At 70.6% G+C, this 13475-nt stretch carries 11 protein-coding genes; 3 read left to right on the forward strand and 8 right to left on the reverse strand.

Annotation, left to right across the window (positions count from 1 at the left end):
* Nucleotides 1-61: 61 nt before the first annotated feature.
* From ACFY6S_RS30005 to hemL, 4 genes are all read right to left on the reverse strand, one after another.
* A complete protein-coding gene (locus ACFY6S_RS30005) occupies nucleotides 62-682 on the reverse strand; it encodes a TlpA family protein disulfide reductase (RefSeq protein ID WP_388828353.1) in 621 nt (206 codons plus the stop codon).
* Nucleotides 683-826: 144 nt separating this feature from the next.
* Nucleotides 827-2068 (reverse strand): hypothetical protein, encoded by a 1242-nt coding sequence (locus ACFY6S_RS30010; RefSeq protein WP_388828356.1) that lies wholly within the window; start codon nucleotides 2066-2068, stop codon nucleotides 827-829.
* A gap of 326 nt (nucleotides 2069-2394) precedes the next feature.
* Entirely contained in the window at nucleotides 2395-3087 is a 693-nt protein-coding gene (locus ACFY6S_RS30015) for a histidine phosphatase family protein (RefSeq protein ID WP_388828359.1), read from the reverse strand.
* Nucleotides 3084-4415, reverse strand: a complete 1332-nt coding sequence (hemL, locus tag ACFY6S_RS30020; protein WP_388828362.1) for a glutamate-1-semialdehyde 2,1-aminomutase — start codon at nucleotides 4413-4415, stop codon at nucleotides 3084-3086. The genes ACFY6S_RS30015 and hemL overlap by 4 nt, the downstream gene beginning before the upstream one ends.
* A gap of 116 nt (nucleotides 4416-4531) precedes the next feature.
* Between hemL and ACFY6S_RS30025 the strand changes: the two genes are divergently transcribed.
* The gene (locus tag ACFY6S_RS30025; protein WP_388828365.1) at nucleotides 4532-5209 is read left to right on the forward strand and encodes a hypothetical protein; all 678 of its coding nucleotides are present in this window, start codon (nucleotides 4532-4534) and stop codon (nucleotides 5207-5209) included.
* A gap of 265 nt (nucleotides 5210-5474) precedes the next feature.
* On the opposite strand, the gene ACFY6S_RS30030 is transcribed toward ACFY6S_RS30025, so the two are convergent.
* Together ACFY6S_RS30030 and ACFY6S_RS30035 are read right to left on the reverse strand one after the other, a co-directional pair.
* On the reverse strand, nucleotides 5475-5828 hold the full coding sequence (locus ACFY6S_RS30030) for a hypothetical protein (RefSeq protein WP_388828367.1): 354 nt from the start codon (nucleotides 5826-5828) through the stop codon (nucleotides 5475-5477).
* A 361-nt stretch (nucleotides 5829-6189) separates the two neighbouring features.
* Nucleotides 6190-7743 carry a pentapeptide repeat-containing protein gene (locus ACFY6S_RS30035; RefSeq protein WP_388828371.1) on the reverse strand — a complete coding sequence of 518 codons (1554 nt, stop codon included), beginning with the start codon at nucleotides 7741-7743 and terminating at the stop codon, nucleotides 6190-6192.
* 498 nt (nucleotides 7744-8241) lie between these two features.
* Between ACFY6S_RS30035 and ACFY6S_RS30040 the strand changes: the two genes are divergently transcribed.
* Entirely contained in the window at nucleotides 8242-9330 is a 1089-nt protein-coding gene (locus tag ACFY6S_RS30040; RefSeq protein ID WP_388828374.1) for a hypothetical protein, read from the forward strand.
* Between the two features lie 23 nt (nucleotides 9331-9353).
* Nucleotides 9354-10241, forward strand: a complete 888-nt coding sequence (locus ACFY6S_RS30045; protein WP_388828376.1) for a DUF3592 domain-containing protein — start codon at nucleotides 9354-9356, stop codon at nucleotides 10239-10241.
* Nucleotides 10242-10427: 186 nt separating this feature from the next.
* Here the strand turns inward: ACFY6S_RS30045 and ACFY6S_RS30050 are convergent, their stop codons facing one another.
* Both ACFY6S_RS30050 and ACFY6S_RS30055 read right to left on the reverse strand, forming a co-directional pair.
* Entirely contained in the window at nucleotides 10428-11945 is a 1518-nt protein-coding gene (locus ACFY6S_RS30050; protein ID WP_388828379.1) for a carboxylesterase/lipase family protein, read from the reverse strand.
* 2 nt (nucleotides 11946-11947) lie between these two features.
* A complete protein-coding gene (locus ACFY6S_RS30055; protein WP_388828382.1) occupies nucleotides 11948-13357 on the reverse strand; it encodes an FAD-binding oxidoreductase in 1410 nt (469 codons plus the stop codon).
* Nucleotides 13358-13475: the final 118 nt, after the last annotated feature.

Below are 13475 nucleotides of genomic sequence, written 5' to 3' on the forward strand. Positions count from 1 at the left end.
GGGCGCGGCGCGCACCCGCGCCGCGTGCGCCGGACCGGGCGTACGGGCCGTACCGGCCGCATCACTTCTCCGCGATCAGCGGGTCGATCATCTTGCGCAGCTTCTCCTCGTTGAGCGCCATCAACGAGCGGGCCGCGATCTTCCCCTGCCGGTCCAGGACGATCGTGGAGGGGATGGACTGCGGGTTGAGGCTGCCCTTGGGGAAGCCGTTCACGATCAGCTTGCCCGTCGGGTCGTACAGGCTCGGGTACTCGACGCCGTAGTCCTCTTCGAAGGCGACCGCCGGGCCCTTGTTCGGGTCCCGGGTGTTGATCCCGACGAAGGCCACGCCCTTCGACTCGGTCTCCTTGGCGACCTTCGCGAAGTGCGGGGCCTCGGCGCGGCAGGGCGGGCACCACGAACCCCAGACGTTCAGCACGACGACCTTGCCCTTGAGGTCGGCCACGTCGAGCTGCTCGCCTTCGAGGGTCTCGCCCGCGATCTTGTTGACCGGCCGGCGGTCGGCGACAGCGGCGGTGGAGATGCCGCCGGCGTTCGTCACGAAGTTGGTGTCGCCGCCGCCCCCGGACTTACCGCCGCTCGTGCACGCCGAGAGCGTCAGCGCCGCGACGACGGCCGTGACCGGCAGGATGGCGCGAGGACGGCGGCCGGGGCTGCGTCGGGGGGCGCGACCTGAGTTCATGTGAAAAGTTTCGCATGGGCGTTTCGCGGATCTTGCGCACCCCCCTGGTCCCGCCGTGAGAAGCGGAAAGACGGTGGTCGGGGGCGTGGCCGGGCCGGGGCCCGACCGGGGCCGGGCCCCGGTCGGGCGGCGGTCGGGCAGCGATCAGGCGGCCTTGAAGAAGGAGTTCCAGCCGCCGTCGGGGGCCTGCCCGGGGTTCAGCGTGCGGAGCTTCTCCAGCACGGCCGGGTCCTGGGCGTCGAGCCAGTCGGTGAACTGGCGGAACGACACCAGCCGTACGTCCTTCTTGCCCGCGATCTTCTTCAGCGCCTCCTCGACGGCGTCCATGTAGATCCCGCCGTTCCACTGCTCGAAGTGGTTGCCGATGAAGAACGGGGCGCGGTTCGACTCGTACGCCCGCTCGAAACCGGCCAGGTAGGACCCGGCGGCCTGCTCGCGCCACTCCGCGTACCGCGAGGTCATGCCGTTGGTCGAGTTCTTCGACTGGTTGGCGAGCATGTTGTAGTCCATGGAGAGGACTTCGAAGCTGTGGCCGGGGAAGGGCACCGCCTGGAGCGGAAGGTTCCAGACGCCGTTCAGCTTGGCCGGCCAGATCTGGGTGCCGCCGGAGGAGCTGGCGTCGTAGCGCCAGCCCAGCTTCTTCGCCGTCGGCAGCAGGTTCTCCTGGCCGAGCAGACAGGGCGTGCGGCCGCCGGTCAGTTCCTTGCGGTAGTCGAAGGGCAGCGGGTCGAGGTCCGTCCAGCCCGTGTTCGTACGCCACTCGGTGACGAAGGAGACGGCCTGGTCGATCTCGCTGCGCCACTGGTCGGGGGTCCAGTTGGCGACCGTGCCGGAGCCACCGCAGAAGTGGCCGTTGAAGTGCGTGCCGATCTCGTGGCCGTCCAGCCACGCCTGCCGGACGTTCTTGAGGGTGTCCTTGATGTGCGCGTCGGTGAGATACCCGATGTCGGACGCGCCGACGGGGTTGTTGGGCGGGCGGTAGAGGGTCTTCTTCGACTCCGGCAGGAGATACAGGCCGGAGAGGAAGAAGGTCATCGCCGCGTCGTGCTCCTTGGCGAGTTCCAGGAAGCGCGGGAAGAGGCCGTTTCCGACCTCGCCCGCGCCGTCCCAGGAGAAGATCACGAACTGCGGCGGGGTCTGCCCCGGCTCCAGCCGGACCGGCGCGGCCGGCTGGTGCGGCTGCTTTCCGGTGTCGGAGGTGGAACCGTCACCGATGAGACGGCCGTCCTTGCCCGTGGAACCCGTTCCGGATGTCGGGCTTCCGCTGCCGCCCTTCGCGGCGTCGGGCCGGCCCGGCTCGCTCCCTCCGGTGGAGCAGCCGGCGATCCCGGCCGCCGCCGCCCCGATTCCCGCTCCGAGCAGACTCCTTCGGCTGATGTCGCGCATACCGTTCCTTCGCGCTCGCTTACACGTACGCCGTTCATAAAGTCTTACAAACGGCAATACATGAGATGGCGTAGCGAACGCGGAGGTTCCAGCATTAGTCACACTTTTGCTGAGGTAACGACAGCTGTGACAAAAATCATCGCGATATGACAGAAGTGGTCACTCGGGCCTGCTGACGTGCTGACAGACCGTCGCGACGGCGGCGGTCGCGCCTGCTGAGGGCGGCGGTCGCACCTGCCGACGGAGACGGGGCGCGCCCGCGCCGACGGAACCGGGGCACGCCTGCTGACGGAGACGGCGCACGCGATGCCGCCCGGCGCGGAGGGTCACGCCCCGAAGGCTTTGGCCCCGCCCTTCACGGGCCGCGCGCCCGGCAGGAGGTGAGCGGGCACCAGGTCGCGGGCCGGCTCGGAGTAACCGACGGAGACGATCTTGTTGCCCCGGTAGGTGACGCTGGTCAGGGACGCGAGCGAGCACTGCCGCCGCCTCGGGTCGTGCCACAGCCGGCGCCGCTCGACGAAGCTCCGCACGATCCAGATCGGCAGCTGGTGGCTGACGCAGACCGCCTCGTGCCCCCGGGCCGCGTCGCGGGCGGCGGTCAGCGCGCCCATCATCCGTACGACCTGATCGATGTACGGCTCGCCCCAGGACGGCCGGAACGGGTTGGTGAGGTACTTCCAGTTGGCGGGCCTGCGCAGCGCGCCGTCACCGACGCCGAAGGTCTTGCCCTCGAAGACGTTCGCGGCCTCGATCAGCCGGTCGTCGGTGTCCAGGGTCAGCCCGTGGGCCTTGGCGATGGGGGCGGCCGTCTCCTGGGCGCGCTCCAGCGGGGAGGCCACGACATGGGTGATGTCACGGCCAGCGAGGTGCTCGGCGACCCGGTCGGCCATCCGCACCCCCAGCTCGGAGAGGTGGAAGTCGGGGCGCCTGCCGTACAGCACGCCGTCGGGATTGTGCACCTCACCGTGGCGCATCAGATGGACGACGGTCATCTCGCTCTGGGCACTGGTGGCACTCATGCGGCGTTCTCCGGCTCGATGGCTTGGGCCGCGGCGCGGGCGGCGGCGGGCAGGGCGGCGGCGATCCGCTCGACCGCGCGCTCGTCGTGCGCGGTGGAGACGAACCAGGACTCGAAGGACGACGGCGGCAGGTAGACGCCGTCGGAGAGCATCGAGTGGAAGAAGGGGGTGAAGCGGAAGGACTGCTGCTTCTTGGCGTCGTCGTAGTCGCGTACCTCGTCGGCCGTGAAGAAGACGGAGAACATGTTGCTCGCCGTCTGGACACGGTGTGCCACGCCCTCCTTGGCGAGCGCCTCCGTCACCAGCCCCTGGATCTCGCGCGAGACGGCGTCGACCGTGGCGTACGCCGCGTCGTCGAGCAGCCGCAGCTGCGCGAGGCCAGCGGCGGTCGCGACCGGGTTGCCGGAGAGCGTGCCGGCCTGGTAGACGGGGCCGACCGGCGCGAGCCGGCCCATCACGTCGGCACGACCGCCGAACGCGGCGGCCGGGAAGCCGCCCCCCATCACCTTGCCGAAGGTCATCAGGTCGGGCTCGACGCCGTCGACCCCGTACCAGCCGGCCTTCGAGGTACGGAAACCGGTCATCACCTCGTCGGAGATGTAGAGCGCGCCGGCGGCGGCGCAGATCTCCTTGAGCCCGGCGTTGAACCCGTCCCTCGGCGGTACGACCCCCATGTTGCCCGGCGACGCCTCGGTGATCACGCAGGCGATCTCGCCCGGGTTCGCGGCGAAGGCGGCGCGTACCGCTTCGATGTCGTTGTACGGCAGGACGATGGTGTCCCCCGCCTGGGCACCGGTCACACCGGGCGTGTCGGGCAGCCCGAACGTGGCGACCCCGGACCCGGCGGCGGCGAGCAGCGCGTCGACATGGCCGTGGTAGCAGCCGGCGAACTTCACGATCTTGGCCCGGCCGGTGAAGCCGCGGGCCAGCCGGATGGCGGACATGGTGGCCTCGGTCCCGGACGACACGAGCCGCACCTGGTCGAGTGGCGCGATCCGCGCCACCATCTCCTCGGCGAGCGCGACCTCCCCCTCACCCGGCGTGCCGAAGGACGTACCGCGGGCGACCGCGGCCTGGACGGCCTCGATCACTTCCGGGCGGGAATGTCCGAGAATCATCGGACCCCAAGAACATACGAGGTCGACATATTCGCGACCGTCCGCATCGATGAGGTATGGACCGTTACCGGACACCATGAACCGGGGCGTACCGCCCACCGCGTTGAACGCGCGGACGGGAGAGTTCACGCCGCCGGGCGTCACGAGGGCGGCACGGTCAAAGAGTGTCTGCGAAACTGGGGCGTCATAGGGGAAGCTCACGCAATCCATGGTGTCAGAGGCTCGGACGGATCCGCGGACTGGTGTTTCACCGGACGTTCGTGGGGGAGGTCACTGTCACGATGATCGGGTTGCGCGGCCGGGGCTGCGAGTGGTCGGGTGGAGATATGCATCGCGGTGGCGGAGTGGGCGAGGGGACCGACGACCTGGGTCCGGAGCCTGCCCGGGGGAAACACCGGCGCCGCGAGCACCGGGACCGCGAGGCGCGTGACTCCCGCGAGCGGCGCGAGCCCGGCGAGATGCGCGGTACGGGCGAAAGACGCGGTGGCGGCCAGACCGGCGAAGCCCGCGCGGCCGAGGAACAGCTTCCGGGAACACGGATTCCGGGAATCAGGAGTGGTGGCCGGGTGGGGGTGACCTACAAGTACTTCGGCGCGCCCAACGGGGCCACGGCGGCCCGCGTCCCCATCTCCATGCGTCCGGAGGAACTGGGCGGCGATGAGCTGGGCATGGGCGGGATGTTCTCCAAGATCAAGCCGGAGACGATAGCCGCGATGGTCCTGACGGGCATACAGGGCATGCCCCTGCACAAGGTCCCCCCGCTCGAACTCGTCGTCCTCCACCCGGATTACGCGGTCGTGCGCCTCCCCATGACGGTCGTGGACCCGCTGCGCGACATAGGCGAGGAATCGGTGGGCGCCGCGGCCTTCATCTGGTCGACGGTGCCGGACCGGGGCGGGCCGAGGGACGCGTACAACGTGTACCAACTGCTGCACGAGTGGCAGGACTTCAGCCACCGGCTGCACGAGGCGGGGCATCAGCCCTACTGTCTGGTGTGGCCCTGAGCCGGGGGTTCACTGGTGGCGGGCGGGGTCTTCGGGCCTCGCCTTCTTCATGTCCCCGGAGGGGCCGCCGGGGCGCGCTGAGGGGCACATGGGCTCGGCGCGGGCACTGATGCGCCCTGAGCCTCCGGCGGTGCCGGGCGCGCCCCCATCGCGGATACGGGGAAGCGTGTTCGCGCCGCACCCGCAGCGCGAACACGCTTCCGCGCCTCCCTTCACCGCGAACGACGGCCCGGCTGCCCATCCTCCGCGCGTACGGAAAGCAGCGTCAGCAGTTGTCCCCGATGGCGTCCATCGTCTTACCGAAGGCCGCCCCCTTGTTGTAGTTATCGGCGAAGTTTCCGGCACTGACGGTCCGGCACTGCTTGGTGCCGTCGTGGTAATTGATGAAGGCACCACTGCGGTTGGCCCGGAAGGAGTACACGTGGTGGTGGAAATTCGACGGGAGATCCAGGTAGCCGCCGCGCCAGACCTTGAGCTGGCCGCCTCCGTTCTGCTCGGTCCACAGACAGATGGCCCTGGCTTCGCAGCTCGGCGCCGCGGTGGACGGGGTGATGGTGGCGAGTGTGGCCAGCACTGCCGTCCCGGCTACCAGCAGCGCGTATGTCCTGCGCATCGACATGGGTTACTCCCTCTTCGGCGGGCACCCCAGAACGGTGGAAGTACCGCTACAGACGGAGAGCGCCCTCTAAGTCCGAATATGGCCGACCATATTCCTGCTGACCGAGCAAATCGCCTTGCCCGGAGGGCGAGTAGAGGTGAACCCGGCGCCCTCCGGTGACCCGCACGACCGGCGTACGCGACGGGGCGCGCACAGGCATCCGGGGCAGGAATGGCTGCTGAACCGGGCGGCAACCGGCCTCGCGTTCCTCGGCGGTCTCGGTGGTGATCCGGGTCGGGTCTACCTGGGGAGGGGATGACGAAACCCCTCCCCAGGATCGTTCTGAGCTGTAATGGTCACCGTGCGGGAATCCCCATCCATTTCACGGTCCGGTGGGCAGCCATGCAGCAGACAGGATGACTCCCACTGGTGCGGAAAGGGAAGCCTGTACCAACTCGTTCGGTGCGGCACCGAACGCCCCGCTGAAGTCGACCACACCGCCGGAGAAAACCGCGCCAGTGAAGTTGACCCTGCTGCCGGAGAACTTCGCACGTATGAATTCGACCGTGCCGCCGGAGAACAGCGCCTCGTTGAATTCGACCGTGCCACCGGAGAACTCGGCACTATTGAAGCTGACTTCACCGCCCGAGAAGACCGCATTACCGAAGCCGACCCTGCCGCCGGAGAGCTCAATACGGTTGAATTCCACTCTGCTGCCGGAGAATATTGCACCGTCGAACTGCACCCAGCCGCCAGAGAATACTGCGTCGCCGAATTCAACCACTCCGCCAGAGAACTCGACTCGATTAAAGCTGGTCGATCCACCGGAGAAGATCGCACGGCTAAATCCGACCTCACTGCCGGAGAACATCACGCGGTTGAATTCGACCGCACCGTCGGAGAACTCCGCACCAATAAAATCAACCCTACCGCTGGAGAATCCCACACGATGGAATTCGACCGTGCTGCCGGAGAAATTCGCATAGCTGTAGTCCAGCTCGACGCCGGAGAACTCCGCTTGATTGAAGCTGACCCTACCGTTGGAGAACTCCGTACGGCTGAAGTCGACCCTGCCCCCTGAGAACAGCGCATGCCTGAAGTAGACCCTGCCCCCTGAGAACACCGAGCCGCTGAAGCTGACCGTGCCGGGGGAGAACTCCGCGCTGCTGAAATCGACCGTGCCACCGGAGAACGTCGCGCCGCTGAAGCTGACCGTACCGCCGGAGAACGTCGCGCCGCTGAAGCTGACCGTACCGCCGGAGAACACTGCCAGGGCGAAGTCACCGCCGTCGAAGGTGACACCGGTGAAGTCGAAGTCGTGTCCCTGCCACGCGTGGGGGTGGCCGAGGGGGAGCCGTAGGTGGTCACGGATGAGGCGGATGACGGTGTGTCGGACTTCGCGCAAGGCGAGGTAGACGTGACGTGCGTCCGGGTCATTAGGGGAAAGGTCGGCCTCCGGGGTGTACGGGAGTCGAAGGTAGGCGCACAGAACGTCGATGGCGGTCTGGCGGAGGGCTTGGGTGGGGGCGTCATCGGCGAGTCCGGCCAGGGAATGGATGCCGCCGAGGCGTACGGCGGCGGATTCATCTCCCAGTTGAGACACGGCGGTGGTAAATCGCTCGGTGTGCAGGCGGGTGGCATCTCGCAGCGCACCGTCCTCGTCCACGCGCTGGCGTCGGTAGGCGACGATCAAAGCGACAAGGGCACCGGACCCGGCGACCACACCGAAGGCTAGCTTCACCATGTCGAAGAGAGTCTGGGAATCGATGCGCCGTTCCTGTTTGACCCTGTTTACCCCCAACAGCTCCCAGGCGGTGTAGAACACTCCGGACGCGACCAGCAGTGCGGTGGCAAAGGCCAGTACCAGGACGAGGCCGATGGGCCGAAGCCGCAAGCCGCGCCGCTCTGTCCGGCGCCAGGGCAGATGTGGACTCATTCCGTCGAAGACGCCGCTGCGGCAGTGTGCGGTTCCTCGCGGGGCGGCTGGGCCGAACAATGGGGTACGGCAGGACCCCCGCGGATTCAGCGGGGGCCGAACGGTGGCCGGCAGGGCAGTCCGGCGGCAACTGGCGTGCTCGGCGCGCGAGAGGCCCTACGGGGCCGCGGTGAGAGCGACGGCCGTCGCGGTCACCGGTGTCGTGCGTACCACCATGTCTTCCCCCAAGGTCCGGCGACCGGCTCGGTCGGAAGGAGAGACGCGAGCCGGTCAACACCCCGTTGCCTCACCCGGAGTCGGCGACAAAAGAGGTCGGCGCGGCCGGACCGGATCCGACGCTCGACCTGCGTACGCGACGGGGCGCCCTCGGTCGGCACCGTGCAGACCGCGGTACGCGGAGTCCGCCCGGCCGCCCGTAACGCGTTCTCCGCGGGAGCCGTGGAGGTAGCCCGTCCACAGGTCTGTCGGCCGCTACCCATGCTGTGCACAATCGGCCATATGACGATCGCCGCGAGCGCGCCGCCCACGCACAAGGGGCCTGCCGGTCTCGCTCTGGGGTTCCTGACGGGTGGGGTGATCGGGGCGTCCCTGACCGCCTTCATCGGTGGCTGTGTCGTCGAGAGGGCTCCGCTGATCGTCACGGGGCTGGTTCTGCCCGCGGTCTACGGCGTTGTCTTCTTCCTCGCCACGCTGCCGCGCCGTCTCCAGGAGGCGGCTGTCGTGCCGCGCACGGCGCTCGCGGTGATCGAGAGCCTGGAGGCCGTCGGCGGTGAGACCGGCGACGTGCCGGTGCGGTTCGAGCTGTCGGTCGCGCCGGACGGCGCGCCCGCGTTCCGTGTCGAGATACGGCAGGACATCAACCTCGTCGAGCTGCCCGGCTACCGGCCGCGCGGGATCGTGGTGGTGGAGTATCCACCGGACCGGCCGTGGAAGACGCGGATCGTGAAGCGGCCGACACCGCGGTGGGAGGAGCGGGCGGCCGTGGCCCGGGTGGACTCGGCGCCCGGTCCGGCCCTGAAGCGCGAGACACCGGGGGGTTGTTTCAGCGCCTTCCTCGCTCTCCTCGGGCTGCTGCTCGGCACCGCCGCCGTCCTCCTGCTGTTCCGTGCCGACCTGTTCGACTCCCACGAGGGTGACAGCAGCGCCCCCAAGCCGTCCGTGTCCTCCTCGTCGTCCACGACCACGGTGACGTCGGGGACGGGCACGGTCACCTTGGGGCCCGGCCAGTCGCTGCTCGACGAGGGCGAACTGCGCAGGGCCGTCGAGTCGTTGATGCAGGGGGCGGACCGGCGTCGGGCGCTCACCGTCGTCGTGCAGGACCGCCTGCTGACGGTCGTCTTCTCGCCCGGCGGCGTGCAGAGCCCCGCCTTCGACCCGAGGTCGCTGCCCTTCGAACGGGTCCCCGGTCTGGTCGAGGAGGCCAGGACCACCCTCGGCGTCGGGTCCCCGCGGAGCTGGCAGCTCACCGTCGACGGCGTCGCCGGCTCGCTCACGCTCAGGGTCGTGGTCACCGGCGGCGGGGGCGGGGGAGCGGGAACGCTGGAGGCGGACGGGCAGGGCAAAGTGCTGCGGCGTAACGGCAGTTGACGGGACCGGCAGGAGGAGGGGGCATGGGGTGGGACGGGTTCCTGGTGCTGTGGTGCGCGGTGTGGGGTGCGGTGGCCCTGGTCGGGTACGGCATGTCGCTGGCCGGAGTGACCAGGGCGCAGCGGACGGTCCGGCTCACAGGGCGCGTCCAGCGGGTGCGGGAGCCCCGGCACGGCGGGTCCCGGAAGGGCGGGATATCGGTGGTCGTCTCCTACCGCGACCCGGCCTCCGGGCGGGAGGTCATCGTGACGAACGACGGGGAGCGGGGCGACACGGTCATCACCTGCGCGTGGGAGGGCCGGGAGATCGGGGTCAGCCATCCGCGAGGCAGACCGCACGCCCTCCGGTTCTCCGACACACCGGAGAAGCCCGGTCGTGGGCTGGGCTGGCCCGGTTTCGCGGTCTTCCTGGTCTACGTCGGGCTGGTGGCCCTCGCGGCGGCCGGCTGGGGGTGGCCGTGGGCGCTGATCGGCCTCGGCGGGGCGTGGGCGGTCTCCAGCGCCGTTCAGCTGCCCGGGGCTGTACGCGCCAAGAACCGCCGCGTCGAGCGACTGGCCGCGATGGAGACCGCGCGGGGACGGGTCGTCGCGGTCCTGAGAGATGTCAGCGTCGACGACGAGGGCCACACCTCGACCACCGTCACCCCGGTCGTGTCGTTCACCACCGGTGCGGGCACGGCCGTCACGGCGTACTGCGCGTCGCGCCTGCCGGACCCCGCCGGCGCGTACGGCCGTGATGTCACGGTCCACTGCACGTCCGCCGATCCGGCCGAGTTCACACTGGACCGTGTGGCCGAACACCGCTCGGTGGAGCGGGGGGTGCGGTTCCACGCCCTGGCGGTCGTCGTGCTGGTGGCGACGACCATGGCGGGCACGGTGCTGGTCCGAGGCCCGGGAGAGGGTCTCTGGTGAGGCCCGAGAGCCCGCGTCCGGGGCGGGCTCGAAGCCTCCGGGGCCGGCGGTGCTCGCCCTCGGCGGGGGCCGGCCACCAGCCGTCCCGCCGTCCGGCGCCGACTCCGTGACGCGGTCGGTGACGCCGGCGCCCTGGTCGCGGTACGGTCCGCGCGCGGGATGACGGCCGCGCCTTGGGCGGGCGGGTCAGCGGATGTTGTGCCAGAGGGACCGCTCCGGGCCGTCCGCGGTGTGCGTGAGGGTCCACTCGGTGTCGATGCGCCGCACGGCCGGTTCGTCGGCGGTGAACCGGGGCCAGCCGGGGTCGCCGTCGCGGGCGAACGCGACCCAGGCCGCGTGCGTGTCCCGGGCCAGCTCGCGGACCGCCGGGACGTCCGAGGGGATACCGAAGGCGCCGGTGTCGATTCGGCCCACGATGTCGAACACAAAGGGCAGTTCGAGGCCGTGGCAGGCTCCCATACGGCCGTCGGCGGCGGGTGAGGGCCAGGTGAACTCGTAGCGCCAGGTGGCGGCCGGCCGGCCGGCGTGCGCCTCGGCGAGGCGGGCGGTGGGCACCGCGAACATGTAGTCAGTGCCGATCGCCGAGTGGACCTCGTCGGGGCTCTCGCCCCGGCCCGCCTCGCGGTAGGCGGCGACGAGCGCGTCCGGGTCGGGGTGCAGCCCGGAGGCGACCGCGCGCAGTGCCTCTTCGGTGACGGGCGGGGCGGGCAGCGCGACGAGGTAGAGGTTCATCTCGTCGCGGTTGGAGCCGACCAGGAGGTCGACACCGTCGGCGGCGCCCTTGCGGACGGCGTCGACCGGCTGCTCGGTGAGCAGGTCGCCGTCCACCACCGGACCGAGCTTGCTGAGGCCCATCAGGGGGTCGCGGACTCCGTCGACGGTCAGGTCCACGTCGGCGCCGGACACCTGGATCACCGCCTGGACGAGGGCCTCGTCGGGGATCGCGGCGAAGGCGTCCACGGTGGCCGGGACGCCGAGGAGTTCGGCGACGGCGGCGGTGACGCGGTCCGCCTGTGCCGGGGTGAAGGCGTGCGAGGCGCCGCCGCTCTGGCTGATCGCCCGGCGGAACAGCCCGGCGGGCGCCGCGGCGAGCAGGGCGCCGACGCTGAGGGCGCCCGCCGACTCGCCGAAGACGGTGACGTTGGCGGGGTCGCCGCCGAACCGGGCGATGTGGTCCCGTACCCACCGCAGGGCGCAGATCTGGTCGCGCAGGCCGCGGTTGTCCGGGGCGCCCGGCAGCCGCAGGAACCCGGGTATGCCGACGCGGTAGTTGAGGGTGACGAGGACGACGCCGTCGCGGGCGAACGAGGTCCCGTCGTAACCGGTCGTACGGCCCGCGCCGCCGACGAAGGAGCCGCCGTGCACGAACACCATGACCGGCAGCGCCCCGGCGCCGGGGCTGGCTTCGGGGTCGGGCGTCCACACGTCGACCGTGAGGTAGTCCTCGCCGCGCACCCACCCCGGGCCGACGACGACGGACAGGTCGGGCAGGCCGGGCACGTCCGTGGCGGGCTGGGGCGCGGTGGGACCGAAGGCGCGGGCGTCGCGTACGCCCGTCCAGGCGGCGGGGCGCGGTTCGGCGAAGCGCCCGGCCCCCGTGGGCGCCTCGGCGTACGGAATGCCCCGGAAGACGGCGACACCGTCCTCGCGGATGCCCGTGACCGACCGGCCTTCCCCGAGGTCCACCGCGAGGGCGGGGTCCATGCTCAGGAGTCCTTCCGCGAGTACGACACGACTTTGCCGGGGTTGAGGATGTGGCGCGGGTCGAGGGCGTCCTTGACCGCGTGGTTGAGGGCGAGGACGGCGGGCCCCAGTTCGTCGCGCAGACCGTCGCGCTTGAGCAGTCCCACCCCGTGCTCGCCGGTCACGGTGCCGCCGAGGGCGAGGGCCTCGGCGATGATCTCGGTGAACGCGGCCTGGGCGCGGGCCCGGGCCGCGTCGTCGCCGGGCGGGGTGATCAGCAGCGGGTGGAGGTTGCCGTCGCCGGCGTGGGCGATGTTGGCGATGAGGGTGTCGTGCCGGGCGGCGATCGCGTCGATGCGTCCGAGCATCTCGGGGACGGCGGCCTTGGGGACGCAGATGTCCTCCGTGAGGACCGGGCCGAGCCGCTCCAGCGCCGGGTAGGCCAGCCGCCGCGCCTCGAACAGGGCCTCCGCCTCGTGCTGGTCGGTGGAGCGGACCGCGTAGGTGGCGCCGGCGCGTTCGAAGCAGGCGAGCATCGTGTCCGCCTCGGCTTCCCCGGCCGGCCCGGGGGCGTCGGAGCGGCCCAGCAGGACCACCTCGGCCTCGGTCGACAGGCCCATGTGCTTCCACCGGTCGACGGCCGCGAGGCAGTGCCGGTCGATGAGTTCGAGCGCCGAGGGGGTGACGCCCGCCTCCGCCACGGCGGCGACGGCGCGGCCCGCGTCCACGACGGACGCGAAGTGCCCGGCGACGGTGTGCTCGGGGTCGCGGCGCGGGCGCAGCCGGACGGTGATCTCGGTGATGACGCCGAGAGTGCCTTCGGAGCCGACGAGCAGGGAGGTCAGGTCGTACCCGGCGACGCCCTTGGCGGTCCGGCGTCCCACCCGCACCAGCTCTCCGGTGCCGGTGACGAACTGGAGGCCGAGGACGTAGTCGCGGGTGACTCCGTACTTGACGCAGCACAGTCCGCCCGCGTTGGTGGCGACGTTGCCGCCGATCGTGGACCAGCGGGCGCTGGCGGGGTCGGGCGGGTACCAGAGGCCGTGCTCGGCGCAGGCGGAACGGAGATCCTCGTTGACCACGCCCGGTTCGACGACGGCGAGCCGTTCGAGGGCGTTGATCTCGGTGATCGCGGTCATCGCCTCGGTGGACAGCACCACACAGCCGTCGACGGCGTTCGCCCCGCCGGACAGTCCGGTGCCGGCGCCCCGGGGGATCAGCGGGACGCCGTGCCGCAGGCACGCCAGGACGACGTCCTGGACCTCCTCGGCGGTCCGGGGCCGCACCACGACGGCCGGCAGGCCGCAGGGGGCCCACTCCGCCTCGTCGTGGGCATAGCTCCGGGTCGAGTCCGGGTCGGTGATGACGCGGCCGGGGGGCAGCCGCCGGTTCAGTTCGTCGGCCAGTTCTTGGGGCCACGCCTCGTCGCGCATACCGACGACACTACGGATGATCGGCTTGCCCGCTCAATGGACGGAGTGCCTACCATTGCCCCGTTCCGATGGCGGAAGCGTCCATGTGGGCGAAGACTCGTCGGGAGGACACGGACGG

Source organism: Streptomyces sp. NPDC012835 (assembly GCF_042900885.1).
In the GTDB taxonomy this organism is placed as follows: domain Bacteria; phylum Actinomycetota; class Actinomycetes; order Streptomycetales; family Streptomycetaceae; genus Streptomyces.